The organism is Kitasatospora sp. NPDC088346 (genome assembly GCF_044740765.1).
Taxonomy (GTDB): domain Bacteria; phylum Actinomycetota; class Actinomycetes; order Streptomycetales; family Streptomycetaceae; genus Kitasatospora.
This window is the reverse complement of sequence record NZ_JBIURH010000005.1, coordinates 71,685-95,853: the sequence shown is the minus strand read 5'-3', so window position 1 is coordinate 95,853 and position 24,169 is coordinate 71,685. Positions and strand designations below refer to the sequence as shown.

The following is a 24,169-nucleotide window of genomic DNA, read 5'->3' as shown; positions in this document are numbered from 1 at the left end:
GCCGGCCGGCGCGGGCCGTGCGGTCCGCGCCGGACGCCGTCCCGGTTTGACACCCCCCACCGGCCCGGCGTACAGAGAAGAGCATGCGACAGGGTGTGCCGGCGGACCAGCACGGCCCGCCGGCTTCCACCGCTCAGACCGGAGCGACACGGGCCGCCGGTGCCCGAGCGCCGTCCCGGGAGGCTGTCGACCGGCTGCTCGCGGACTCCCTGCTGCGCGCCGTCCGGGGCACCTCGGCGTACGGCGGCGTGGTCTACCTCCGCTCGCCCGACCGGCGCTCGCTGGTGCTGAGCACCGTCGTCGGCATCCCGCTGCACGTGATCGACGGCTTCCGGCGGATCCCGGTCGCCGCACCGCTGCCCGCCGCCGAGGCGCACCGCACCGGCCGCACCGTGATCCTGGCCGACGCCGAGGAGACGATGCGGCGCTTTCCCCGGATGGCCGTCGGGCTGCCGTACTCCTACGCCAGCGCCTCCGTCCCCCTGGCGTCCGCCGACCACGGGTACGGCGCGCTGATGCTGCTGTGGCCCGGCGCGGCCGGCGGCCCGCCACCGGGGATCCGCCGGCAGCTGCGCACGGTCGCCAACCGGCTGGCGGGCGGCCTGGCGGCGTTCGGGGAGGAAATCGTGGCCGGGCCGGAGCCGAAGGTCCTGCGGCTGCCCCCGCCCACCGACCAGGCGACCCTGATCGGGAGCCTGGACTGGGAACCCGCCACCGGCCGGCTCAGCGCGGACGAGGAGCTCTCCCGGATCCTCGGGCTCGGTCCGGAGGAGTTCGACGGCCGGTGGGCGACGCTGGTCGCCCGGCTCGCCCCGGACGACGTCCGCTCGCTGCGGGCGGCCGCCCGGGCCGCCCTCCGGGACGGCCGGCCGTTCAGCCGCCAGGTGCAGGTCCGCGACCACAGCGGCGGCTACCGGACGGTCGAGTTGCGCGGCCGGGTCCCGCTGGGCTCCGGCCACCTCGTGGTCACCGTGCTGGACAGCACGGCCGGCTCCGCCGCCGCGGCCGCCGTGGAACGCCTGCGCGACGGGGTCTTCGCCCTGCACCCGGACGGCCGGGTGGCGTACGTCAACCGCAGCGCCGAACTGCACCTGGGCGCCCGGCGGTCCCAGCTCATCGGCCGCCACCCGTGGGAGACCCTGCCCTGGCTCACCGACCCGGTGTACGAGGACCGCTACCGGGCGGCGATGGTCTCCCAGCAGCCGACCGCCTTCCTGGCCCGCCGCCCGCCCGACCACTGGCTGGCCTTCTCGCTCTACCCCGACTCGTACGGCGTCACCGGCCGGGTGGTGCCCGCGGCGCCCAGCGGCGAGCACCTGGACGCGCTGCCCGAGGCACCGCCCGCCACCCCGCCGCGCCCCGGCGCGTTCTACCACCTGCTGCAACTGGCCAGCGCGCTCACCGAGGCCGTCACCGTGCGCGAGGTGTCGGCGTGCGTGATCGAGCAGATCCTCCCCGGCTTCGGCGGCCAGGAACTGGCCCTCTACCTGGCCCGCGACGGCCGGATGCACCTGGTGTCGCAGAGCGGCTACCCGACCGGTTTCCTGGACTCCTTCGAGGGCATACCGATCCGCTCCCGGTTGCCCGGCACCGAGGTGTTCAGCAGCGGCGCCCCGATCTTCTTCGAGTCCCCCCGCGAGCTGCTCGCCGCCTACCCGGGCATCCCCCGGGACGAGATGTGCGCCTGGGCCTTCCTCCCGCTGGTCGCCTCCGGCCACCCCGTCGGAAGCTGCATCCTCGGCTTCGACCACCCCCGCGCCTTCACCGCCGAGGAACGGTCCGTGCTCACCGCCCTCGGCGGCCTGATCGCCCAGGCGCTGGAGCGGGCCCGCCTGTACGACGCCGAGTTCGCCCTCGCCCGCGGCCTCCAGCAGGCCCTGCTGCCGCACCGCCTGCCCGCCGTCCCCGGCCTGACCACGGCCGCCCGCTACCTGCCGGGCACCCAGGGCATGGAGATCGGCGGGGACTGGTACGACGCCGTCACCACCCCGATGGGCCTGTGCCTGGTGATCGGCGACGTGGAGGGCCACAACGTCGGCGCGGCCGCCACCATGGGCCAGCTGCGCAGCGCCGTACGGGCCTTCGCCAGCGGCGGCGCCGCGCCGGACGAGGTCCTCGCCCGGACCAACCAGCTGCTGCTCGATCTCGACGCCGGGCTGCTCGCCAGCTGCTGCCTGCTGCGCATCGACCCCGCGACCGGCAGGGCCGAGGGCGTCCGGGCCGGCCACCTCCCCCCGCTGCTGCGCCACCCGGGCGGCCGGACCGAGGTCCTCGCGCTGGAGGGCGGGCCGCTGCTCGGCATCGACGGGGCGGTGCAGTTCCCGGTCACCGAGTTCTGGATCCCGTCCGGCGCGGTCCTCGCGCTGTACACCGACGGCCTGGTCGAGGATCCCGGCAGCCCGATCGAACTCGGCATCGACCGCCTGCGCACCTCGCTCGCGCACGACCTGACCGGCAGCCTGGACGCGCTCGCCGACCGGCTGGTGGGCGACGCCAGCGGGTCCTCCCACCGGGCCGACGACGTCGCCCTGCTGCTCGCCGGCCGCGACTGACACCCGACCGGGACGACACCCGCACCCCGCGCCCGGCACCCCGCACCGGCCGCCGTCGACTTTCGTCGCGCCCGCCGACGACCAACCGCGACAGCGGCCGCACCGGCGACCCCGTTACCCTCTGTCCCCGTGACACCGACCAGCCCGACCGCGTCCGAGATCCGCGCCCTGCCGAAGCGGGCCCTGCGGGCCCTGACCCCGCCGACCCCGCGCGCCCTGCTGCGCCGCGCCCTGCCCGGCCCCTGGTCCCGCAGGGTGCTGGTCCGCGAGGGCGTCTGCGCGCTCGCCCTGGGCGTGCTGGCGGCCGGTCTGGAGAGCGTCGACGACGCCGGCTCCGCGCGCGGCGTCGCCGTCGGCGCCGTCACCGCCGTCCTGTTCCTGCTGCGCCGGGGCCTGCCCGGACCGGTCGTGGTGCTGGCCGCGGGCGGTGCCGGCTGGCTGGGCGGCTTCGTGCCGGTGCTGGTGGTCGCCGGCTGGTCGGGCGGCCGCCGGATCCTGCGCCCGGCGCCGCTGACGTCGTTCTTCGCGGCGGCCTTCCTGGCCATGGCCGCGACGGTGCTCGGCGCGGACACCGCGACCCTTCCGCCGCCCGCCAAGCTGGCCATCGTGCTGGTCACCTTCATGATGCTGGCGGTCCTGCCCGCCGTGGTCAGCCGCTACCTGGCGCAGCGCCGCACCCTGCTGGGGGCGTTGCGCGAACGCAACGAGCAGCTGCTGCGCGAACGCAGCATGGTCGCCCACCAGGCGCGGCTGCGCGAACGCCACCGGATCGCCCAGGACATGCACGACAGCCTCGGCCACCAGCTCGCCCTGATCGCCGTGCACACCGGCGCCCTGGAGGTCGACCGCACCCTCAGCGCCGGGCAGCGGGAGGCGGTCGGCGTGCTGCGGCAGGCCGCCACCGGCGCGATGCGCGAGCTGCGCGAGGTGGTCGGCCTGCTGCGCGACGACACCGTCCCCGAGGCCGGCGGGGTGGACGCGCTGGAGCGGCTGGCCGACGCGTCCCGGGCCGCCGGTACCGACGTGGCGCTGCGCCGGGACGGCGAGCCCCGCCCGCTCGCCGTCGCCACCGGCCACGGCGCGTACCGGATCGTCCAGGAGGGGCTCACCAACGCGCACAAGCACGCGCCGGGCGCCCCGATCGCGGTGTCGCTGCGGTACGAGCCGGACACCCTGGTCGTCGAGGTGGTCAACGGCCCGGCCGGTGAGCCGCCGTCGGCGGTCAGCGGTGGCCAGGGTCTGACCGGCCTGCGCGAGCGGGCCAGGCTGCTCGGCGGCATCGTGCACGCCGGCCCCACCGCGGACGGCGGCTACCGGCTGGCCGGTCTGCTCCCGTACGACAGCACCGGCCGCGCGCCGGCCGAGGAGGACGGGCTGTGGCTGCCGCAGCCCGAACCGCTGCCGGTGGCCCGCCGCGGGCCGGTGGTGGGGTGCGCGGTGGGTGCGGCGGTCGTGCTGCTGGTCTCGGCCGGGGTGGTGACCTGGGGCGGCATCAAGCTGGTGGACGCGGTGGAGAATTCGACCGTCACGGTGGCGCAGTACGACGAGATCGCGGTGGGCAGTCCCGAGTCCGAGGTGCTCGCGGTGCTGCCCGTCGCCAGCGACTTCCTGACCAACGGGTTCGAGGGCACCGGCCCCGACCTGCCGCCGGACGCCTCCTGCCGCTGGTTCGCCACCGACGACGACTCCGGCATCGACACCCAGGACGTGGTCCGGTTCTGCTTCCGGGGCGGTCTGCTGATCGACAAGCAGCACTATCGTGCGAAGGTGTAGGGGTCGGCCACCGCGGCAGGACAGATCCGGCAGTAACAGGAGACCGCAGTGATCAGGGTCCTCGTGGCCGACGACGAGCCGCTCATCCGGGCCGGCATCCGGCTCATCCTCGGTTCCGCCGAGGACATCGAGGTGGTGGCCGAGGCCGCCGACGGCCGCCAGGCGCTCGAACTCGCCCGCACCCACGCGGTGGACGTGGTGCTGCTGGACATCCAGATGCCGGTGCTCGACGGTCTCAGCGCGCTCGCCGAACTGCCGCGGGCCGCCCCCGGCACCCGCGCGCTGATCCTCACCACCTTCGGCGAGCGCGAGAACGTGCTGCGCGCGGTCAGCGCCGGGGGCGCCGGGTTCCTGCTGAAGGACACCGCCCCCGCCGAGCTGATCCAGGCCGTCCGGGCCGCCGCCACCGGCCACGCCTTCCTGTCGCCCGCCGCGACCCGGCACATCGTCGACAGCCTGGCGGCCGGGCCGGCCGGCGCCCGCGGCGAGGCGGCCCGGGCCCGGCTGGCGGTGCTGACCGAACGCGAGCGCCAGGTGGTGGAGCTGCTCGGGGAGGGCCTGTCGAACGCGGACGCGGGGGCCCGGCTGCACATGAGCGAGGCGACCGTGAAGACGTACGTCAGCCGGATCCTGGCCAAGCTGCACTGCGACAACCGGGTCCAGGCCGCGCTGCTGGCCCGCGACGCGGGTCTGTAGGAGGGGTCCTGAGGGCCGGTCACACCGGCGCGGCCGCCCGGCTCAGCCGGTCCTGGGTGCGGTCGAGGTCCGCGGTGAGCTGGGAGCGCAGCGCGGGCAGCAGCGCGAGCGCGGCCCGCGCCGCGTCCGGGGTCGGTTCGGCGTCGTCGCGGGCGGCGGTGACGGCGGCCCGCAGCGGCATGGTGGCGAGCGCGGTCTCCCACGCGGCGCGGTGCACGCCGGTGGCGTAGCGGGCCGTCAGGTACTCCAGCGGGTCCAGCGCGAGGCCGTCGCGGTCGTGCGGGCCGGCCAGCCGGTCCTCGGGCAGCAGCCAGGCGATGCCGTTCCGGGCGATCAGTTCGAAGGCCTTGTTCTCGTCGGGGTGGGTCCAGCGCCCGTGCTCGGCGGTGGCGGCGGCCAGCAGGCGTTCCAGCATCGCGGCCTCGCGGGGCCCGTCGGTCCGGTCGGGGTGGGGCCGGTCGGCCAGGATCTGCTCCAGGTGGTAGCGCTGGCCCCAGCTGCCGACCCAGCGGTGCATGGCGCCGGCCCTGGTCTCCCGGACGGCGGCCAGCACCAGGGCACGGGTGGTCAGGTCGCGGCGGACCAGGACCCGTTCGGCGTCCGGCCCGAGCTGCCCGAGGGCGGCCCGTACGGCGGCCAGCGGCGGCCCGTCGTACCAGCGCAGCGTCCAGCATCGCCGGCCCTGGTCGTACTGCGGCTCGATCGGGGTGCGGTACTGCGCGGTCAGGCGGTCGGCGAGCCGACGCGCGCGGGGGCCGCGCTCGGGGTGGGGGGTGGGCATGGGCAGCACAGTAGCGAGCGCCGGCGGCGGTGCCGGGCGACGCGCGCACCTCACCCTGTCCGCCGCGCCCGGCCGGGTGACATCCGGCCGGTGCGCCGTCCCGAGCGGCCGGAGCGCCGGGGCTCAGGCGGTGAACTCGATGTCCTGGAGGTCCAGCGCCCCGGCCCGGTCCAGCACCACCGCCGAGGCGCAGCCCGCCGGCGGACCGCCCGACCCGGCCAGCCGCTCGCGCAGCCCGGCGGTGGCGCGGCGGTGCCGGCCGAAGGCGTACGCGGAGACCCGCCGGCCGCGGGCGGCCTGGCCCTCGGCGGCCTCGGCGGGGCTGACGTCCAGCAGGACCAGGTGCAGCGCGCGGCCCTGCCGGGCGGCGGTGCGGGCCAGCCAGCCGCGTACCCAGGGCAGCGTCCCGCAGTCGTGCACCAGCAGCGGGCCGCCGGCGCGCAGGGCCCGGCGCAGCCGCAGGTAGTGGCTGAGCCGCACCAGCGGCCGGTAGAGCGCGTACGGGAGCCGGGCGGGCAGCCGGGCCTGGTAGTGCTCGCGGACGTGCTGGGAGTCGATCACCCGGGCCCGGGCGCACCGGCGCAGCAGGGTGCTCTTGCCGCTGCCGGGCAGGCCGGAGACCACCACCAGGTCGGCCGGCGGGTAGCGCAGCGCGACCGGTGCGGGCCGCTTCCTGAGATCGTGCAGCCCGGCCGGGCGGAGCGTGCCGCGCGGTCCGGACCGCCCGGTCGCGGCGCCCGGCGCCGGAGCGGGTCCGAGGATTTCGCGCACCGCCCCTCCTTCGGTACCCGGGTCCCCTCCCCGCGGGGAAAGGCTTTCCCAAGAGAGGGTAATGGGCTGCGGCCGTCGTTCCGAGGCCTGTGACAGGGCTGTGGCCTGCGGGGACCGCTCCACGCCGGGGCCCGGGCCGGTCGGGGGCCGTCCCCCGGCGTCGGACGCGGACCGCGCGGGGGCCGGCCGGGCCCGGGGACGGGGGCCGTTGGTGCACGAAGCCACCGGGGCCGCGCGCGCCGGGCGCAAACACTCCGTCAGGAAGCGGCCACCCTCAGCTGTGACCGGGCTGTGGCCGTTCCGGGACCCACCGCGCGATCTTGGCCGACCGATCCGTGGCATCCTGAGGCGCTACACCAGCGCCGCGGTCTTCGCGGGGGGACAGGAGTTGTACGGGATGAGGTTCTGCTTCCTGGTCGAGGAGCACTACCGGAACGACGGCATGCCACTGGACGTGGTGCGCAGACTGACCGAGTGGGGCCACCGCGTCGACGTCCTGCGGCCGGGCGGATCGCTGCTCGACCTCGGCACCCTGATCCGCTCCGGGCAGCACGACGCCTGGGTGCTCAAGACGGTGTCCGGCGGGCCGGGTCTCGGCCTGCTGGAGGCCGCGGCCGGGTTCGGCCTGACCACCGTCAACGACGCCCGGGCGATCCGGCCGGTCCGGGACAAGGCCCAGGCCGCGATCATCGCCGCCCACCACGGCCTGCCCGTGCCGCAGACCTGGGCCGCCGCCGACCCGGCCGAGTTCGCCCGGATACCCGACGAGCACTACCCGCTGGTGGTCAAGCCCGCCGACGGCAGCTCCGGCCGGGCCGTGCACCTGGTCGAGCGGCCCGACCAACTGCCCGCGCTGGCCGCCGAACTCGCCGGGGAGGGGCTGCTGATCGCGCAGCCGTACGTCGCCAATCCCGGCGTCGACCTCAAGGTCTACTGCGCGGGCGGTGAGCTGTTCGCCACCGAACGGACCTCGCCGCTGCACCCGCACCACCCGCACCGGGAACGGCCGGTGGCGCTCAGTGCTGAGGTCGCGGCGGTGGCCGCGCAGGTCGGCGAGGTGTTCGGGCTCGACCTGTACGGGGTGGACGTGCTGCTCGGCCCGGACGGTCCGGTGGTCGTCGACGTCAACGACTTCCCGAGCTTCCGCCAGGTGCCGGACGCCGTGGACACGGTGGCCGACGCGGTGGTCCGGCTGGCCGGCACCGGCTCGTCCTGGCCGTCCGTCCCGACCCCTCGGCTGGTGGCGTCCCCGCTGGGCATCGGCGGCGCGCTGTGAGGGTCGGGCTGATCACGCCCGACCCCGGCCACCCGCTGCTCGCCGGTACGGCCGACCTGCTGCGGGCGGCCGGGCACACGGTCGAGGCACTGGCACCCGAGGCCGGCCCGCCCGCCGATCCGGCCGCGGTCTACCTGCTCAAGGCGCGCACCCCCGCGGCACTCGCCCTGGCGTCCGGGCTGGAGGCGGCCGGCGTCCCGGTGCTCAACTCGGCCGTCGCCACGGCGTTCTGCCAGGACCGGCTGCTGATGGCCGACCGCGCCCGGCAGGCCGGACTGCCGTTCGCCCCGACCAGGACGGCCACCGCGGACCGCCTGCCGGTCGACCGGCCGCTGGTGGTCAAGAGCCGGCACAGCCGCAAGGGCGACCTGGTCGCCCGCGTCACGACCCCGGCCCAGGTGGCCCGGCTGGCCGCGAGCCACCCGCACGAGCCGCTCGTCGTCCAGGACCTCGCCCCGGGCGACGGCTGGGACCACAAGCTGTGGGTGGTGGACGGGCAGGTCTTCGCCGAGCTGCGCCGCTCCGAACTGGCCGACGGCCCACCGCTGCCGCACCAGCGGATCGCCCGGCTGCCGGCGGGCTGGGCCGCGCTGGCACGCGCGGTGGGCGAGGCGTTCGGGCTGGACGTGTACGGGGTCGACGTGCTGGACGTGGCGGGCCGGCCGCTGATCGTCGACATCAACGCCTTCCCGGGGATCCGGGGCCAGGCGGGCGCGCCGCGGGCGCTGGCCGCGCTGGCGGTCGAGGCCGGCGCGGGCCGCCGCGCCCCGCGCCGACTCCCGGGCGCCGCCGAGCTGTCACCCGAACGCCGCGCAGCCGCAAGGTAGCCGCCTTCGTTCAACGGGAAGGTCCCCGAGGACCGAACCGGGCCCGCGCCCGGCCCTCCCACCAGCGAGGACGACTGATGCCTCTGCAGCACTACGGCGTGCTGGCCGCCCGCGTGGTCGCGCGGCGCCGCGAAGGCGGGCGCGACACCCCGCACTACCAGCTCCACCTGCGCGACGCGGGCGGCACCGACTTCCGGGCCGCCGTCAACGTGCTCTCCGACCAGGCGCCCTCGGAGCTGCTGCACCTGGTCGACGAGGACTTCCGACACCCGCTGCTGGAGCAGCTCCCGCCGCCCGCCTCCGGCTGGACGCCGCTGCCCTCCCGGCCGGACGGCGGCGGCCTCGACTTCGTCCGTGACGGGCTGTTCGACCCGGCCGCGCTGCGCCGGCTGCCCCCCGACCTGCCGGGCGCCGACAACGACCTGGCCGACCTGCTGGACCGCCACGTGCTGCGGGTGCTCGCCGACACCGCCGCGACCGTGTACGTCTTCGGGCAGCGCTGGCCGAGCGAGCCGCACCTGCCGGACAAGGTCTTCGGCTTCCTGCCCGGCAACGGCGTCCACGACGTGCACATGAACCAGGGCAACGCGGCGGCCCACCGGCGGGACGACGGCGTCCGGCAGGACGGCGCGCTGCTCCTGCGGATCCCGTCGCAGGACCGCTGGGTGGCGGTCTTCCTGGCCTTCCAGTCGCAGTCCTGGCACACCGACGACGTCACCGGCCACGCCCTGGACGAGGCGCCCGCCGGCCCCGCCGGCCAGCGCGAGCAGGCCCGGGCGCCGCGGATCCTGGCGGCCCTGGTCAACCCGCCGGGCCCCGACCGGCAGGCCGAGTCCGTCACCCTGGTGAACGCCTCCCCGGCCCCGGTGGACCTCGCGCACTGGCAGCTCGCCGACGCCCGGCGGCGACGCCTCGCGCTGCCCGCCCAGCGCCTCGAACCGGGTGCGACCCTCACCGTGGCGACCGGCGAGGGCCTGACGCTCGGCGACGGCGGCGGCCGGATCACCCTGCTCGACCCGGCCGGCCGGACCGTGCACGACGTCAGCTACACCGCGGGGCAGGCGGCCCGGGAGGGGGCGTCGATCACCTTCTGACCCCGACGGCGGGCACCCTGACCCCGACGGCCGGCGCCGGGCCGGCGCCGCCCGCCCCCGGCGCCGGCTCGCGACCGATCGAATACCGGCCGGAACGGACGTACAGTGGCCAGACACGCCGCGCGCGGTCCGACCGTCGGCCCGTGCGGCACGGGACCGGCCCGACGCGCGTCCACGCCCACCGTCCGGCCACAGGTGCAGGGCGCGCGACCGGTGCGGACGACGGAGGCGGCCGATGGCCGATCCGAAGGGCTTCCTGACCACCCCGCGAGTCCAGCGCGAACGCCGGGCCACCGGGGAACGCGTACGGGACTGGGACGAGGTGTACGTCCGGCAGCCGCTGCCCCTGGTCGGCTCCCAGGCCGGCCGCTGCATGGGCTGCGGCATCCCGTTCTGCCACAGCGGCTGCCCGCTCGGCAACCTCATCCCGGACTGGAACTTCCTGGTCTCCTGCGGCGACTGGGGCCAGGCCGCCGAGCACCTGCACGCCACCAACAACTTCCCCGAGTTCACCGGACGGCTCTGCCCCGCCCCCTGCGAGAGCGCCTGCGTGCTCGCCGTCGACGGCGGCGACGCCGTGACGATCAAGAACATCGAGGCCGCCGTCGCCGACCACGCCTGGGACCTCGGCCTGGCCGAACCCCGGCCCCCCGAGCGGCTGTCCGGCCGCACCGTCGCCGTCGTCGGCTCCGGCCCCGCCGGGCTGGCCGCCGCCCAGCAGCTCACCCGGGCCGGCCACACCGTGGTCGTCTACGAGCGCGCCGACCGGATCGGCGGGCTGCTCCGCTACGGGATCCCCTCCTTCCGCCTGGAGAAGCGCCACCTGGACCGCCGGATCGAGCAGCTCCGCGCCGAGGGCACCCGCTTCCGCACCGGCGTCGACATCGGCACCGACCTGCCGGCCGACCAGCTGCGCGCCCGGCACGACGCCGTCGTGGTCGCCGTCGGCGCCACCGCCTGCCGCGAGCTGCCGGTGCCGGGCCGGGAGCTGGCCGGGATCCACCAGGCCGTCGACTACCTCACCCTCGCCAACCGGGTGGGCGAGGGCGACCTCGACCGGCCCCCGGTCAGCGCCGCCGGCCGGCACGTCGTGATCGTCGGCGGCGGTGACACCGCCGCCGACTGTCTGGGCACCGCACTGCGGCAGCAGGCCGCGGACGTCACCCAGCTGGACATCAACCCGCGCCCCGGCGAGACCCGCTCCGACGCCGAGCCGTGGCCGGTCCACCCCAAGGTCTACCGGGTCAGCGCCTCGCACGAGGAGGCCAGGGAGTCGGCCCGGGCCGCCGACCCGCGCCGGTTCGCCGCGGTCACCCTGAGCTTCCAGGACGACGGCCGCGGCGGGGTCGGCGGCGTCCGGCTGGCGGACGCCGAGCAGGCCGGGCGCAGCCCCCGCCCGGGCACCGACCACACCCTCCCGGCCGAGCTCGTCCTGCTCGCCCTCGGCTTCCGCGGGCCCGAACCGGACAGCCGCCTGATGGCGCAGCTCGGGATCGGCCTCGACCCGGCCGGCACCCTCAGCCGGGACGCGGACTTCGCCACCACCGCCGACGGCGTCTTCGTGGCCGGCGACGCGGGCCGCGGCCAGTCGCTGATCGTCTGGGCGATCGCCGAGGGCCGCTCGGCGGCCGCCGCGGTCGACCGCTACCTGACCGGATCCACCGAGCTGCCCGCCCCGATCGGCGCCGGCGACCGCCCGGTGTCCCTGTGAGCCGCGACCGGGCCGTCACACCCGCGTAACCGGCCCGCAGCAGCCCCGACCAGCCGCACCGCTAGGCTCGGGAACACCGCCGACCAGGCCATCCGCCCGAGGAGACCCGTGCCCCGGACCGCCCGCCGCCCACCCGACTGGCTGGCGCACCCGCTGCGCTGGCAGCGCGCCCCCGTGCCCTGGCCCGCCGTGCTGCGCGGCGCCTGCGGCATGGGCCCGCTGCTCGGCGCCGGGATCGCCGCCGGCCGGCCCGCGCTGGGACTGCTCGCCGGACTGGGCGCCCTCTTCGCCGGCATCAACGACCGCCCCGGCACCCGCCGGGCGGCCCTGGTGCAGATCGGTGTCCCCGCCCTGGGCGGCGCCCTCGGCCTGCTGCTCGGCGTCGCCGCCGGCTGGTGGGCGGTGCCGGTCCTGCTGACGGTGGGTCTGCTCTCGGGGGCGGTCAGCGTCGCCGGGCCGGTCTGCTCCGCGGCCGCCCTCCAACTCCTGGTCCTCACCGCCGTCGGCGGCGGCATGGCACTCGCCCTGCCCGGCTGGGCCCGGGCCGGCGCCTTCCTGACCGGCGCCGGCTGGCTGCTCCTGCTGCGGCTCGCGCCGAGCCCCGTCCGCAGGCGGCCCCGCCACCACGGCGAACGGCTCGCCGTCGCCGCCGTCTTCGACGCGCTCGCGGACGCCCTGGAGGCAGTCGGCACCCCCGGCGCCGAGCCCGCCCGCCGCCGGCTGACCGCCGCCCTCGACCGTGCCGACCAGGCCCTGCGGCTGCACCGGCTGATCAGGATGCCCGGCCGGGACCGGCCCGAGCAGGCCGAACTCGCCGGCCGCCTGGCCGCCGCGGCCGCGCTGTGCGAGGCCGCCGTCGCCCTGCTCTGGGAGGGCGCCCGGCTGCCGGCCAGGATCTCCGCCGGCCCCCGGCGCCTCGCCGGGGCCGTCCGTGCCGGCGGCACCCCCGGAGCGCTGCCCGCCCCGCGGTCCGACACCCCCGCCCGGACCGCCTTCGACCGGGCCGTCCTCGACGCGGGCCTGGTCTTCGCCGGCGGCCCCGCCCCCGTCCGGCCGCCCGCCCCGAAGGGACCGCGCGGCGTCCACCCGGCGAGCCCGGCCGGCCGGGAGTACGGCCTGCGGGTGGCGGTCTGCGTCACCGTCAGCACGGTGGCCGCCCTGCTGCTGCACACCGAGCACTGGTACTGGCTGCCGGTCACCGCGGCCTTCCTGGTCAAGCCCGACTTCGGCCCGCTGTTCTCCCGGGTGGTCAACCGGTTCACCGGCACCGCCCTCGGCGTGCTGCTGTTCGCCGCCCTCACGGCCGCCAGCGACCGGCCGTGGCTGCCGGTCGCGACCGTGGTGCTCACCGGCGCGCTGATCCCGGTGGCGGCCCGGCACTTCGCGCTCCAGACCACCGTGGTCACGCTCACCGTGCTCGCCTTCGTCTCGGCCGCCGGCGACCGCCAGGCCGCCCCCTCCCGGCTCGCCGACACCGCTCTGGCCTGCGTGGTCGTCCTGCTCGCCGGGCACCTGCCGAGGCTCGCCGACACCCGGGCCCGGGTCGGCCACCGCTCCGCCCACGCGCTGCGCACCACCCGCCGCTACCTGGACCACGTCCTCACCGGCGCCCCCGGCCAGCAGCACCGCGCCGACCTGCGCCGCTCCGCGTACCGGGCGCTCGCCGAGGCCCGGACCGCCGCCGAGGGCGCGGCCGCGGAACTCACCACCGGCCCCGACCTGGACTGGATCCGGGTCACCACCGGCGCCGAGCGCATCGCGGACGCCGCCACCGCGTGCGCCGTCCGCATCGAGCACGGATCGCCCCGGCCCGGCGGGCCGGCGGCCCGTCAGGTCACCGCCGCGCTCGACGCCCTGGCGGACGCCCTGGACGGCCGTGACCCGGCCCCGACCGGGCCCGGGCCGTCGACCGGAGCGGCCCCCACGGACTGCCGGACCCTGGACGACATCCTCCGCGAGCTCGGGCGCATCCGGGCCCTCACCACCGAGGCGGCACCGGCCGCTCCGTGACGGCCCCTTCGCGGCGCCTCCACGGGACCGCTCCCGACACCTTCCCCACCTGCTCCGTTCACCGGGCGACCGACCGCCGCCCGGTAGACTGCCGCCCGGCGGTGCACCGGGTGCGCCGGGTGCCCGACGAGCCCCGCCCGGCAGCCGCCGCCTCCCCAGCGGTGGTCACCGGCGATCGCCCACCACCCCCGTACCGCCGCAGGGCGATCCCGGAGCCCCCTCATGCCACTGGCGCTCGTCGCCCTCGCCATCACCGCCTTCGCCATCGGCACCACCGAGTTCGCCGCGATGGGGTTGCTGCCCCAGGTCGCCGACGACCTGGAGGTGACGATCCCGCAGGCGGGCTGGCTGATCTCGCTCTACGCCGTGGGCGTCGTGATCGGTGCCCCGCTGCTCACCGCCGCCTGTGCCCGGCTGCCCCGCAAGGCCGTGCTGATCGGACTGGCCGGGCTGTTCACCGCCGGCAACCTGCTCTGCGCGCTGGCCCCGAACTTCGCGCTGCTGGCCGTCGCCCGACTGATCACCGGCCTGCCGCACGGCGCGTTCTTCGGTGCCGGGGCGGTCGCCGCCGCCGAGCTCGCCGCGCCGCACCTGCGGGCCCGCGCGGTGTCGGTGATGTTCTCCGGCCTGACGGTCGCCAACATCCTCGGCGTCCCCGCCGCGACCCTGCTCGGCCAGCACCTCGGCTGGCGCGCCGCGATGCTGGTGGTGGTCGCGATCGGCGCGCTCGGGGTGGCCGCGACGGCCCGGCTCGTCCCGCGGCTGCCCGCCCACCCGCAGGCCGGTCTGCGCACCGAGCTCTCCACCTTCCGCAGCGGCCAGCTCTGGGCGGCGCTCGCCACCGTCGTGTTCGGCTGCGCCGGGCTGTTCTCCTGCTACACCTACATCACCCCGACGCTGACCGAGGTGGCCGGCTTCGGCCGGGGATCGGTGACGCTGGTCCTCGCCCTGTTCGGGGTCGGCATGACGCTCGGCAACGCGATCGGCGGGTACGCGGCGGACCGGGCGCTGCGGCCGAGCATCTGCGCGGCCTTCCTCCTGATGGCGGGGGCGCTGGCGCTGTTCGCACTGACGGCGCACGCCCGCTGGTCGGCGGCGCTCACGGTGGTGCTGATCGGGATGTTCGGCTTCGCGACCGTGCCCACCGTGCAGACCCTGGTGCTGCAGAAGGCCCGCAAGGCGCCCACCCTGGCGTCCGCCACCGTCCAGGGCGCCTTCAACCTGGCCAACGCGCAGGGCGCCTACCTCGGGGGCGTCGCGCTCGGCGCGGGCCTCGGCTGGACCTCGCCCACCCTGGTCGGGGCCGCGCTCGCGGCCGTCGGCTGCGTCGTCGCCGCGGTCTCCTGGGCCGTCGACCGGCGTGGCTCCGCCGATCCGGCCGCGGCCGCGCCGACCGTGGCCGGTCCGGTGGTGGCCGGTCCGGCCGGGGCCGGGCCCACCGTCGCCGAGCCGGTGCCCGCCGGAGCCTGAGCCACGGCGACGGCGCGGGAGCCGGGCTCCCGCGCCGTCGCCGTGCCGGTTCAGTGGCTGAGGTAGATGCTGTCCATGAACTCGATGATCTGCCGGTCGGTCAGCAGGTTCCCCTCGCGGTGACCGCTGGCGAGGTCGGACTCGCTGATCATGCCGATCAGCTTGCCGTCGTCGATCACCGGGATCCGGCGGATCTGGTGCTGCTCCATCTTCTTCAGCACGGCTTCGATGTCGTCGTCGGCCCGTACGCAGTGCAGGTGCCCGGCCAGTTCCATGGCCTTCATCGTCATCGGGTCCTTGCCCTCGGCGAGACATCGGACCACGATGTCGCGGTCGGTGATGATGCCCTTCAGCATCTTGTCCTGGCCGCAGATGGGCAGGGCACCGACGCCCATCTCGCGCATCAGCCGGGCCGCGTCCATCAGGGTCTGGTTGCCGTCGATGCACTGGGCGCCGCTGTGCATGATGTCACGGGCAGTGATCACGTGAGGTCCTCTCCTCGTGCCGCACCGAAGTGCGGAGGGTGATGGTGTGATCACCATATGTTCCCGCGTGAATGATCGCTCGGGCGGACGGCCCGGCCCCGGGAGCGGCCCCGCGCGGCCCTCACCGTCGACGGCTCAGGCCACCCCGCACAGCCGCAGCAGTGCGGTGGTGGCGGCCGCCGCGACCACGACCACCGGGAACGGCAGCCGGCGCAGGGCCAGGACGCCGGCGACCAGCACGCCCGCCGGCCTGGCCCAGCCGGCGAATCCGTGGCCCTCGGTGAGCGTCGCGGTGGCCAGCAGGGCGACCAGCAGGACGGGGGCGGCCACCGACAGCAGCTCCTGGAGGTGGGCCGGCAGCCGCAGCCGGTCGCGGAAGGCGGGGCCGGCCAGGCGCAGGGCGAAGGTGCCGGCCGCGAGGGCGAGGACGGTGAACAGGGGCATCAGCGCGCCTCCTTGGCGGCGGTGGCGGCGGTGGCCGCGGTGCGGACGGCCGGCGCCAGGCCGATCAGGGCCAGCAGGACGGGCAGGCCCGGCGGCAGGAACGGAGTGGCCAGCAGGGCGGCTGCGGCGCCGATCAGGGCGGCGTCGCGGGTGCTGCGCCGGTCGAGCAGCGGCAGCAGCAGGGCCAGCAGGACGGCGGGGAAGGCGGCGTCCAGGCCGAGTGCGGCGGTGTCGCCGATCGCGCTGCCGGCCACGGCCCCGAGGACGACCGCGAGGTTCCAGCAGAGGAACAGGGCGATGCCGCAGAGCCAGTACACGGTGCGGCGCCGGCGCGGGTCCCGGTGCTGCAGCGCGAAGGCCGCGGACTCGTCGGTCAGCAGGTGCGCCCCGAGCATCCGCTTCCACCGGGGGGCTCCGCCCAGGACGTCGCCGACGGCGAAGCCGAGCGGGAGCAGCCGGGTGTTGAGTACCAGCCCGGTGGCGACCGCGGCGAGCGGCCCGCCGCCGGCCAGCAGCACGCCGACCGCGGCGAACTGGGAGCCGCCGGCGAAGACCAGCACGGACAGCGTGATCGGGACCCAGGCGGGCAGCCCGCCGCCCACGGAGATCGCGCCGAAGGAGGCACCGACTACCGCGTCGGCGAGGCAGACCAGGGCGATGTCGTGAAGGATGGCGCGGTCGAGCGTTCGCCATGATGAACTCATGTCCATTAGAGTGAACGCCTGGTCGGCGTTCGTCAAGCCGAACGAGTGGACGTCTGGAGCGAACGACATGGGAACCCCGTCGCCGGGTGCGGCCGAGCCGCCCCGCCTCGACCTGATCGCCCTGATCGCGGCCTCGATCCGCCGCGAGCGCACCCGGGTCGGCCTCTCGCTGACCGAGCTGGCCAAGCGGGCGGGCATCGCCAAGTCCACGCTGTCCCAGCTGGAGTCGGGCGCCGGCAACCCGAGCGTGGAGACCCTCTGGGCGCTCGGCGTCGCGCTCGGCGTCCCGTTCAGCCGGCTGGTGGACCCGCCCCGTCCGGCCGTCCGGGTGATCCGGGTCGGCGAGGGGCCGGTCACCTACTCGGAACGGGCCGACTACGCGGCGACCCTGCTGGCCTCCTGCCCGCCCAACGCCCGGCGCGACCTCTACCGGATCGAGGCGCAGCCGGGCGGCTCGCGGGTCTCCGACCCGCACATGGCCGGCACCACCGAGCACCTCGTGGTCGGCACCGGCCGGGCCCTGGTGGGCCCGGCCGAGGAGCCGGTCGAACTCGGCCCGGGGGACTACATCGCGTACCCGGGCGACGCGGCACACGTCTTCCGGGCCCTGGAGCCCGACACCACCGCGCTGATCGTGATGGAGCACGTCTGACCGGCCGGCCCGAGGGGCCGGGGGCCCGACCGTCAGTACGCCGGGGCGACCTGCTCGCCGGTGGCCGGGCGCCGTACCGTGATCGCCTCCACCGGGCACATCTCGGCGGCCTCGGCCAGCTCCGCGGAGAGCGCGGCGGCCGTGCCCTGCCGGGCCAGTGCCCGGCCGTCCGGGCCGAGCGCGAGGTCGGCCGGGGCGGTGGCCGCGCACAGGCCGGTGCCGACGCACCGCGCCCGGTCCACCGCGACCTCCAGCGGTCCGGCGGCGCTCACCAGGCGACCTCCAGCGCCAGCGGGCTGCGGGTGAGCAGGCCCTGGCGCCAGCGGATCGCCTCGACCGGCTCGGCCAGCCGCAGCCCGGGCAGCCGGCGGGCCAGGGTGTGCAGGGCGAGCTCCAGTTCCATCCGGGCCAGCCAGGCGCCCAGGCAGTGGTGCGGGCCGGCGCCGAAGGTCAGGCTCGGCGTGCCGACCGGCGCGAACAGGTCGGCGGGGCCCGCCGGGTAGACGGCCGGGTCGTGGTTGGCGGCGGTGGCGTCGGCGGCCACCACGGCGCCCGCCGGGATGGTCACCCCGCCGATCTCCACCTCCGCCAGGGTGCGGCGCAGCAGCCCGGGGGAGGTGTCGGCGTCCCCGAGCGGGATGGTCCGCAGGATCTGCTCGGTGGCCAGGGTGACCGCCTCCGGGTCGGCACCGATCCGCTGCCAGGCGGCGCGGTCCTCGCCGAGCAGGTACACCAGCGCGTTGCCGAGGGTGGTCATGGTGGTCTCGTGCCCGGCCACCACCAGTCCGCAGACCAGCGAGGTGAGCTGCTCCTCGGTCACCCCGCCGGTCTGGTCGGCGGCCCGGACCAGACTGCTGACCAGGTCGTCGCCGGGCTCCTTGCGGCGGGCGGTGACCAGCTGGTGGCCGAACCGCCCGAACTCCCGCATCGCGGTGGCGATCTCCTCGGCGGAGTACGCGGTGGCGGAGAGCGCGTGGTCGCTCCAGTGGCCGAGTCGGTCCAGGTCCAGCCCGTCCAGGTCCATCAGGCGGCTGATCACGGCGACCGGCAGCGGGCGGCTGTAGGACCCGATGATCTCGACGGGGGAGCCCGCGTCCTCCAGCCGGTCGATCAGCTCCTCGACGGCGGAGGCGACCCAGGGCCGCCAGCGGGCGATGGCGCGCGGGGTGAACGCCCGCTGGACGGTCCGGCGCACTCTCTGGTGCTCGGGGCCGTCGCTGTTCAGCATGGAGTCGGGGTCGTCCAGGATGTTCGGGGTCACCGTGATCGGCGGCGCGTCCGGGGCGTACAGCGGTGCGCGGCCGATCCGCGGGTCCGTGAGCACCTGGCGGACGTCCGCGTGCCGGGTGCAGAGCCAGACCGGGGTACCGGTCGGCAGGGCCGCCAGCCGGGGTGGGCCGGGTTCGGCGTGGCGCAGGCAGTGCAGTGGGACGAGCGGTGCCTCGGGTGCCTGGCGGTGCTCGGTGGTCATCCGTCCTCCTGGCGTCGGCCGTGCGCGAACTGCGGGGGCAGCACGCGTTTTCCGACCGTACGGGCGCAGGGCGCGGGCGGACAGGACGCGAACCGGCCATCGCGGGGCGAGGTGGCGCGAACAGCGCCCCGCGACGGCCGGCCGGTTGCGGCTGCGGCCGGGTTCGGACCGGGCTCGGTCAGACCCCGGTCTCCGCGGCCAGCCGGCCGGAGCGCACGGCGGCTTCCAACTCCGCGTGGTCCGCCTCGCTGCGGTCCGCGTAGCGCACCGAGAAGGCCGCGAGCGCCTCGTCCAGCTCCTCGCCCTTGCCGCAGTAGCCGGCGATGACGGCCGCCTCGGCGGTGTGCGCGTGGGCGCGGGCCAGCAGTGCCCCGGTGATCCGGGCGTAGTCGTCCAGCTGCGCGGGCTTCAGCGCCGCCGGGTCCACACTGCCCTTACGGTTGCGGAACTGCCGTACCTGGTACGGGAGTCCGTCCACGGTCGTCCAGCCCATCAGGACGTCGCTGACCACCTGCATGCGCTTCTGGCCGAGCACCACCCGGCGCCCCTCGTGGGTCACCGGCGTGCCCGGGTCGAAGCCGGCCCGGACCAGGTGCGGGAGCAGCACCGACGGGCGGGCCTCCTTCACCTGGAGCACCAGCGGCTCCTCGCGCCGGTCGGTCAGCAGCACCACGTACGACCGGGTGCCGACGCTGCCGGTGCCGACGATCCGGAACGCCACGTCCTGCACGCTGTAGCGGGCCAGCAGCGGGTGGAGCTCCGCCGGCACGGTCGCCAGGTAGTCGCCGAGCGAGGCCGCCACCGCGGCGGCCCGGCCGTCGGACACCTCGCTGAGCACCGGCGGCGCTGCGGTGAACCGCCAGCGGCCGTCCTCCTGGCGCACGGTGGCCTTGGCGGCGAACCGCGCGCTGGTGTTGCGCAGGGCCTTGGCCGAGACCCCGTCGAGCACCTCGCGCAGTTCGTGCGCGTCGGTGAAGTCGACCAACTGCTCGTCCGTCGCCGCGTTCCAGGCGTCCAGCGCCGGAAGCTTCGCGAGCCGCCGCATGGTCCGCCGGTACGACGCGGACGCGTCGGCCGCCGCCTCGCGGCAGACCTCCTCGCTCGCGCCCGCCTGCCGGCCGGCCAGCACCAGGCTGGCGGCGAGCCGCTTGAGGTCCCACTCCCACGGGCCGGGGACGGTCTCGTCGAAGTCGTTGATGTCCATCACCAGGTGGCCCCTGGCGTCGCCGTACAGGCCGAAGTTGGCGGCGTGGGCGTCGCCGCACAGCTGCGCCACGGGACCGGACGCCGGCGTGCCGGCCAGGTCGTACGCCATCAGCCCGGCCGAGCCGCGCAGGAAGGCGAACGGTGAGGCCGCCATCCGGCCGACCCGTATCGGGACCAGGTGCTGGAGCCGCCCGAGGTTCGCCTCCTCGACCGCGGCCACCACGCTCGGCCGGTCCGGGGCCGGGGCGAAGCCCGCGTGCGAACCCCGGGGGGTCTTCTCGCGCAGCGCCTTCCCGCGCTCCTTGCCGCTGCCCTGCGGAGGCCACGGCGCGAAGCCCGACGCCGCGAGCCTCCGCTCGGCTCTCGCCGCCGGTTCCCCGCCGTCCACCCTGTGCTCGCGCATCCCCACCACCGGACTCCGTTCCGCTTCCATGCCCTCAGCTGACGTTCCCGCAGGCCCTGCCGGTTCCCGCAGCGTCGAACCGTACCGCCCCACCCGCCCGCCGGGCCCACCGCCACCCCCGGCGGCTGTGACAGCATGGCCGCATGGCTCACGACATCCGCGCCCTCGACGAGGGCTACCTCGCGTTCTGGCGCGAGCGCCTCCTGTGCACCCTGACCACGCTGCGCCCGGACGGCACCCCGCACGTCGTGCCGGTCGGCGCCACCTTCGACCCGGCCACCGGCATCGCCCGGGTGATCACCAACCGGGCCAGCCACAAGGCGCGGAACGTGCGCGCGGCCGGTGAGGGCGGCATGCGGGTGGCGATCTGCCAGGTGGACTGGGCGCGTTGGGCCACTCTGGAGGGGATCGCGGTGGTCCGCGAGGACGCCGAGGCGGTCGCCGAGGGGGTCCGCCGCTACACCGAGCGGTACCGGGAGCCCCGGGTGAACCCGGACCGCGTGGTGATCGAGATCACCGTCGACCGGGCGCTCGGCCGGGCCTGAGGCGGGCCGGCTCCCCGTCACAACGGGCCGGGGCGGATCGGCCCGGCGGACGGGTGGCCGTCAGCGGACGATGCCGGCCGCCCGGGCCAGCCGGATCCAGTCGGGGAACTCCTTCATCAGCCGGTCGTAGACGTCGGGGTTGGAGCGCGCCCGCGGGTTCTGGCCCGCGCCGAAGTAGCCGGCGTTGTCGATGGTCCGCCCGCCGAGGGTGTCCAGGCTGCGCAGGAACCGCAGGTGACGGCTGTGGCCGAAGCCGACGAACTGCCAGAAGATCGGCAGCGAGCTGGACCGGCGCAGGAGTTCGCGGGTCGCCCGGCGGTCGAAGGGCTCGCCGTCGGTCTGGAAGATGACGAAGGCCGGATCGGTGGCCCCGCTGCCCTCGTAGTGGTCGATCACGGCCTGCATCGCGGGCGCGAAGCGGGTGCCGCCCCACTCCAGCCGCTCGTGCAGCCGGTCGATCCGGCCCTGGTAGGCGTCCAGGGACAGGTCGGCGACCAGCAGGACGCCGTTGGCGAAGAACACGACGGGGACGGTGCCGTCGTCGTCCAGGTTGGCCGACAGGCCGAGCGCCTGCTCGGCGAGGTGCTGCATGGTGCCGTTCTCGTAGAACCAGGTCATGCTCGCGGAGTGGTCGAGCACCAGGTAGACGGCGGCCCGCAACGGGCCCAGGCCGGTCTTGGCCAGCGAGACGCCGGCCGCCTTGTAGAGGTCGACCAGGCCCGGCGCGGTCCGCCGCACCTTGTCGAGGCTGATGGCGGGTGCGGCCGCGGGCGCCGTCGGGGGCGCTGAGGCGGGTGCGGGGAGCACCGGCGGCTCGGCCGGCCGCACGGGCCGTGCCGTCTGCGGCGCCTGCACCGCCTGCACCGGCGGTTCGACGGGCGCCGGTTCCTCGTCGACCTCCAGCCCGTACGCGGTGGCCATGCCGGCCGCCCCCGAAGCCCAGCCCTGGCCGACCGCCCGGACCTTCCAGCCGTCGCCCCGCCGGTAGAACTCGACCAGTACGACGCAGGTCTCGCCGTCGGACAGCCCCGGCAGCGGGAACTCGATCACGTCCGCCCCGCCGCGCACCGCCGTGCCGACCGCGGTCGCCGGGCCGAACGCGGCGGCGGCCGCGACGACGACCCGCGCGACCGATCCCGGCAGCCGGCGCAGGTCCGCGGTGACCGTGTCGCCGGCCACCGCGATCCCGTCCTGCGCGGGGTGGTTGTAGAAGACCAGGTCGTGATCGCCCCGGACCCTTCCGTCCTTGCCGAGCAGCACCGCGAACAGGTCGAAGGCGGGTCCCGCGACCGTGACCACCACCCGGCAGTCCCCGGAGGGCAGTTGGGCGTTGGCCCCCTTGGCGAGCACGACGGTCACAGGGCATCTCCGGTGGACGGACGGACGGGCGAACGGGCGGGGCGGCGGGCGGCCGAGGCACAGCATTCTCCCCGCTCCCGGCCGGCCGCGCCGGACGGTCGCCGTAACCGTCGAGCCCCCGGAGGGGGACCGGCCGCGCTGCCGGTCCCCGGGGCCGCCCCGGTCAGTTGACCGCGACCGCCGACCAGGCCGCCGCCACCGCCGCGTACTCGGCGCTGCCCGCGCCGTACAGGTCGGTGGCCGCCTTGAGGGTGGCGGTCCGGGCGCCCGCGTAGTTGGTGGTGGAGGTCATGTACGTGCTCAGCGCCCGGTACCAGACCTTGCCGAGCTTGTCCCGGCCGATGCCGCCGACGGTGGAGTTGTTGCAGGTGGGGCTGTTGTAGTTCACCCCGTTGATGACCTTGGCGCCGCTGCCCTCGGCGAGCAGGTACGCGAAGTGGTTGGCCACGCCCGAGGAGTAGTGCACGTCGAGGTTGCCGACCCCCGAACTCCAGCAGTCGGCGGACTTGGTGTCCTTGGAGGGCTGGTCCATGAAGCGCAGTGCGGCCTTGCCGAAGCCGGGCTTCACGATCTCCTCGCCGATCAGGTAGTCGCCCGGGTCGGAGGGGTTGGCCGCGTACCACTCGACCAGGGTGCCCATGATGTCGGAGGTGGCCTCGTTCAGGCCGCCGGACTCGCCCGAGTAGTTGAGCCTGGCGGTGCGCGAGGTGACGCCGTGGGACATCTCGTGCCCGGCGACGTCCAGCGCGACCAGCGGGCCGAAGATGGTGCCGTCCCCGTCGCCGTACGTCATGCAGAAGCAACTGTCCTGCCAGAAGGCGTTGTTGTAGTTGCTCCCGTAGTGCACCCGGTTGTACGAGCCCTTGCCGTCGCCGGCGATCCCGCTGCGGCCGTGGACGTTCTTGTAGTAGTCCCAGGTGGTGTTGGTGCCGTACTGCGCGTCGACGGCGGCGGTGGCACGGTCCGCGGAGGTGCCGGTGCCCCAGTGGTTGTCGGCGTCGGTGAACAGGGTGGCGGGGGCCCGGCTGAGGCAGATCGAGCCGAAGCACAGGTCGGTCTTGTTGGCGGCGTCGCCGGTGTAGGTGTTGCCGCGGGTCGGGTCCTTGAGCTGGTAGGTGCTGCCGGAGACGGTCGACTCCAGCGGCACCGTGCCGCTGTAGAGCGAGGCGCCGTCGCCGGCGGCGGTCTCCAGGGCGTCCCAGGAGGTGATCGACCGGCCGGTGGTGGCGTCGGTCAGCACGGTGCGGGCCACCGGGTTGCCCAGGTAGTCGAGGCCGGCGGCGGTGGTCTGCCAGGCCAGCCGGGGCGTGCCGTGCCCGGCGTCGACCACCAGCTGCGGGGCCGCCGACGCCGGTGCGGCGGCGGCCGGTGCGGCGTTCGCCTCGCGCAGCGCCGCGCCCGCCTGCTCGGCGGCGACCTCGGCGCCGACGGCCGGGGTGGTGCTGCGCACCGTGAGCGCGGCGGTGCTGGCCCGGTCCGCGCCGCGGTAGGCGCCGTTCGGCGCGAGGTGCACGACCACGTCGCCGCCGAGCACGGGGAGGCCGGCGAAGCTGCGGTCGTACCGGACGTGCTGGCTGCCGTCGGCGTCGATCACCACGTCCCGGACGGCACGCGACTGCCGGTCGGTGACGCCGAGTTCGCCCGCGTGGGCGGTGAGCGCGGCCTCGGCGCGGGAGACGGCGGTGGCCGGGGTCGGCCGGCCCGCACGCTCGGCGGCGGGCGCGGCCTGTGCCGTGACGGCGAGCAGGGTGCCGGCCGCGAGGGCGACGGTGGTGGCGAGGGCGGTGGTGCGGGTCCTGATGAGCATCGGGCTCCTCGGGTGCGTGGGGGGAGTCCGGGGGCCGGGCGGGCAGCAGCGCGCACCGGGTCCCGGGAGGGGGTGGCGCTGTACCTGAGGGCGCGCGGGGCCGTGAGCCGGCGGGTCGCACGGGGAGTGACG

Annotated in this window: 21 protein-coding genes; 11 read left to right on the top strand and 10 right to left on the bottom strand. The window is 76.3% G+C overall.

Annotation, left to right across the window (positions count from 1 at the left end; genetic code table 11):
* Positions 1 to 83 precede the first annotated feature (83 nt).
* The 3 genes from ACIOFR_RS09805 (at position 84) to ACIOFR_RS09795 (ending at position 5,021) form a co-directional block, all read left to right on the top strand.
* Complete coding sequence (locus tag ACIOFR_RS09805) at positions 84 to 2,552, top strand: SpoIIE family protein phosphatase (protein ID WP_400994242.1); 2,469 nt, start codon at positions 84 to 86, stop codon at positions 2,550 to 2,552.
* Positions 2,553 to 2,681: 129 nt separating this feature from the next.
* Entirely contained in the window at positions 2,682 to 4,325 is a 1,644-nt protein-coding gene (locus tag ACIOFR_RS09800; RefSeq protein WP_400994239.1) for a sensor histidine kinase, read from the top strand.
* Positions 4,326 to 4,373: 48 nt separating this feature from the next.
* Complete coding sequence (locus ACIOFR_RS09795; RefSeq protein ID WP_400994236.1) at positions 4,374 to 5,021, top strand: response regulator; 648 nt, start codon at positions 4,374 to 4,376, stop codon at positions 5,019 to 5,021.
* Between the two features lie 19 nt (positions 5,022 to 5,040).
* Here the strand turns inward: ACIOFR_RS09795 and ACIOFR_RS09790 are convergent, their stop codons facing one another.
* Both ACIOFR_RS09790 and ACIOFR_RS09785 read right to left on the bottom strand, forming a co-directional pair.
* Entirely contained in the window at positions 5,041 to 5,802 is a 762-nt protein-coding gene (locus tag ACIOFR_RS09790) for a hypothetical protein (RefSeq protein WP_400994233.1), read from the bottom strand.
* 123 nt (positions 5,803 to 5,925) lie between these two features.
* Positions 5,926 to 6,573, bottom strand: a complete 648-nt coding sequence (locus tag ACIOFR_RS09785; protein WP_400994231.1) for an AAA family ATPase — start codon at positions 6,571 to 6,573, stop codon at positions 5,926 to 5,928.
* Positions 6,574 to 6,970: 397 nt separating this feature from the next.
* Here ACIOFR_RS09785 and ACIOFR_RS09780 point away from each other — a divergent pair, with 397 nt between their 5' ends.
* The 6 genes from ACIOFR_RS09780 to ACIOFR_RS09755 all read left to right on the top strand — a co-directional run bounded on the left by ACIOFR_RS09780 (position 6,971) and on the right by ACIOFR_RS09755 (position 14,961).
* Positions 6,971 to 7,849, top strand: coding sequence for a RimK family alpha-L-glutamate ligase (locus tag ACIOFR_RS09780; RefSeq protein WP_400994228.1), 879 nt, complete (start codon positions 6,971 to 6,973; stop codon positions 7,847 to 7,849).
* The gene (locus ACIOFR_RS09775) at positions 7,846 to 8,676 is read left to right on the top strand and encodes a RimK family alpha-L-glutamate ligase (protein ID WP_400994225.1); all 831 of its coding nucleotides are present in this window, start codon (positions 7,846 to 7,848) and stop codon (positions 8,674 to 8,676) included. Before ACIOFR_RS09780 ends, ACIOFR_RS09775 begins: the two co-directional genes overlap by 4 nt.
* 77 nt (positions 8,677 to 8,753) lie before the next feature.
* On the top strand, positions 8,754 to 9,770 hold the full coding sequence (locus ACIOFR_RS09770) for a DUF2278 family protein (protein WP_400994223.1): 1,017 nt from the start codon (positions 8,754 to 8,756) through the stop codon (positions 9,768 to 9,770).
* A gap of 235 nt (positions 9,771 to 10,005) precedes the next feature.
* Positions 10,006 to 11,481 carry a glutamate synthase subunit beta gene (locus ACIOFR_RS09765; protein ID WP_400994220.1) on the top strand — a complete coding sequence of 492 codons (1,476 nt, stop codon included), beginning with the start codon at positions 10,006 to 10,008 and terminating at the stop codon, positions 11,479 to 11,481.
* 108 nt (positions 11,482 to 11,589) lie between these two features.
* A complete protein-coding gene (locus ACIOFR_RS09760; protein WP_400994217.1) occupies positions 11,590 to 13,491 on the top strand; it encodes an FUSC family protein in 1,902 nt (633 codons plus the stop codon).
* A gap of 222 nt (positions 13,492 to 13,713) precedes the next feature.
* Positions 13,714 to 14,961: an MFS transporter gene (locus tag ACIOFR_RS09755; protein ID WP_400994214.1), complete on the top strand. Its 1,248-nt coding sequence runs from the start codon at positions 13,714 to 13,716 to the stop codon at positions 14,959 to 14,961.
* Between the two features lie 50 nt (positions 14,962 to 15,011).
* Here ACIOFR_RS09755 and ACIOFR_RS09750 read toward each other — a convergent pair whose 3' ends face one another.
* From ACIOFR_RS09750 to ACIOFR_RS09740, 3 genes are all read right to left on the bottom strand, one after another.
* Positions 15,012 to 15,446 carry a CBS domain-containing protein gene (locus ACIOFR_RS09750; protein ID WP_400994212.1) on the bottom strand — a complete coding sequence of 145 codons (435 nt, stop codon included), beginning with the start codon at positions 15,444 to 15,446 and terminating at the stop codon, positions 15,012 to 15,014.
* A 135-nt stretch (positions 15,447 to 15,581) separates the two neighbouring features.
* On the bottom strand, positions 15,582 to 15,890 hold the full coding sequence (locus ACIOFR_RS09745; protein ID WP_400994210.1) for an AzlD domain-containing protein: 309 nt from the start codon (positions 15,888 to 15,890) through the stop codon (positions 15,582 to 15,584).
* Positions 15,890 to 16,594: an AzlC family ABC transporter permease gene (locus tag ACIOFR_RS09740; RefSeq protein WP_400994208.1), complete on the bottom strand. Its 705-nt coding sequence runs from the start codon at positions 16,592 to 16,594 to the stop codon at positions 15,890 to 15,892. Before ACIOFR_RS09740 ends, ACIOFR_RS09745 begins: the two co-directional genes overlap by 1 nt.
* A gap of 67 nt (positions 16,595 to 16,661) precedes the next feature.
* Here ACIOFR_RS09740 and ACIOFR_RS09735 point away from each other — a divergent pair, with 67 nt between their 5' ends.
* On the top strand, positions 16,662 to 17,246 hold the full coding sequence (locus tag ACIOFR_RS09735) for a helix-turn-helix domain-containing protein (RefSeq protein WP_400994713.1): 585 nt from the start codon (positions 16,662 to 16,664) through the stop codon (positions 17,244 to 17,246).
* 32 nt (positions 17,247 to 17,278) lie between these two features.
* Here the strand turns inward: ACIOFR_RS09735 and ACIOFR_RS09730 are convergent, their stop codons facing one another.
* The 3 genes from ACIOFR_RS09730 to ACIOFR_RS09720 all read right to left on the bottom strand — a co-directional run bounded on the left by ACIOFR_RS09730 (position 17,279) and on the right by ACIOFR_RS09720 (position 20,326).
* The gene (locus tag ACIOFR_RS09730; RefSeq protein ID WP_400994205.1) at positions 17,279 to 17,518 is read right to left on the bottom strand and encodes a ferredoxin; all 240 of its coding nucleotides are present in this window, start codon (positions 17,516 to 17,518) and stop codon (positions 17,279 to 17,281) included.
* Positions 17,515 to 18,717, bottom strand: a complete 1,203-nt coding sequence (locus tag ACIOFR_RS09725; RefSeq protein WP_400994203.1) for a cytochrome P450 — start codon at positions 18,715 to 18,717, stop codon at positions 17,515 to 17,517. The genes ACIOFR_RS09730 and ACIOFR_RS09725 overlap by 4 nt, the downstream gene beginning before the upstream one ends.
* Before the next feature lie 178 nt (positions 18,718 to 18,895).
* Positions 18,896 to 20,326 (bottom strand): DUF2252 domain-containing protein, encoded by a 1,431-nt coding sequence (locus tag ACIOFR_RS09720; RefSeq protein WP_400994200.1) that lies wholly within the window; start codon positions 20,324 to 20,326, stop codon positions 18,896 to 18,898.
* 143 nt (positions 20,327 to 20,469) lie between these two features.
* Between ACIOFR_RS09720 and ACIOFR_RS09715 the strand changes: the two genes are divergently transcribed.
* Positions 20,470 to 20,871 (top strand): TIGR03618 family F420-dependent PPOX class oxidoreductase, encoded by a 402-nt coding sequence (locus ACIOFR_RS09715; protein ID WP_400994198.1) that lies wholly within the window; start codon positions 20,470 to 20,472, stop codon positions 20,869 to 20,871.
* Between the two features lie 60 nt (positions 20,872 to 20,931).
* Here ACIOFR_RS09715 and ACIOFR_RS09710 read toward each other — a convergent pair whose 3' ends face one another.
* Complete coding sequence (locus ACIOFR_RS09710; RefSeq protein ID WP_400994196.1) at positions 20,932 to 22,230, bottom strand: VWA domain-containing protein; 1,299 nt, start codon at positions 22,228 to 22,230, stop codon at positions 20,932 to 20,934.
* 163 nt (positions 22,231 to 22,393) lie between these two features.
* Positions 22,394 to 24,037 (bottom strand): M4 family metallopeptidase, encoded by a 1,644-nt coding sequence (locus tag ACIOFR_RS09705; RefSeq protein ID WP_400994194.1) that lies wholly within the window; start codon positions 24,035 to 24,037, stop codon positions 22,394 to 22,396.
* Positions 24,038 to 24,169: the final 132 nt, after the last annotated feature.

Excerpts from the sequence above, each read along its gene's own strand:
- ACIOFR_RS09725 (WP_400994203.1), bottom strand. The coding sequence starts at position 18,717 with ATGACCACCGAGCACCGCCAGGCACCCGAGGCACCGCTCGTCCCACTG.
- ACIOFR_RS09745 (WP_400994210.1), bottom strand. The coding sequence starts at position 15,890 with ATGCCCCTGTTCACCGTCCTCGCCCTCGCGGCCGGCACCTTCGCCCTG.
- ACIOFR_RS09720 (WP_400994200.1), bottom strand. The coding sequence starts at position 20,326 with ATGCGCGAGCACAGGGTGGACGGCGGGGAACCGGCGGCGAGAGCCGAG.
- ACIOFR_RS09715 (WP_400994198.1), top strand. The coding sequence starts at position 20,470 with ATGGCTCACGACATCCGCGCCCTCGACGAGGGCTACCTCGCGTTCTGG.
- ACIOFR_RS09735 (WP_400994713.1), top strand. The coding sequence starts at position 16,662 with ATGGGAACCCCGTCGCCGGGTGCGGCCGAGCCGCCCCGCCTCGACCTG.
- ACIOFR_RS09740 (WP_400994208.1), bottom strand. The coding sequence starts at position 16,594 with ATGAGTTCATCATGGCGAACGCTCGACCGCGCCATCCTTCACGACATC.
- ACIOFR_RS09755 (WP_400994214.1), top strand. The coding sequence starts at position 13,714 with ATGCCACTGGCGCTCGTCGCCCTCGCCATCACCGCCTTCGCCATCGGC.
- ACIOFR_RS09780 (WP_400994228.1), top strand. The coding sequence starts at position 6,971 with ATGAGGTTCTGCTTCCTGGTCGAGGAGCACTACCGGAACGACGGCATG.
- ACIOFR_RS09770 (WP_400994223.1), top strand. The coding sequence starts at position 8,754 with ATGCCTCTGCAGCACTACGGCGTGCTGGCCGCCCGCGTGGTCGCGCGG.
- ACIOFR_RS09790 (WP_400994233.1), bottom strand. The coding sequence starts at position 5,802 with ATGCCCACCCCCCACCCCGAGCGCGGCCCCCGCGCGCGTCGGCTCGCC.
- ACIOFR_RS09805 (WP_400994242.1), top strand. The coding sequence starts at position 84 with ATGCGACAGGGTGTGCCGGCGGACCAGCACGGCCCGCCGGCTTCCACC.
- ACIOFR_RS09705 (WP_400994194.1), bottom strand. The coding sequence starts at position 24,037 with ATGCTCATCAGGACCCGCACCACCGCCCTCGCCACCACCGTCGCCCTC.
- ACIOFR_RS09765 (WP_400994220.1), top strand. The coding sequence starts at position 10,006 with ATGGCCGATCCGAAGGGCTTCCTGACCACCCCGCGAGTCCAGCGCGAA.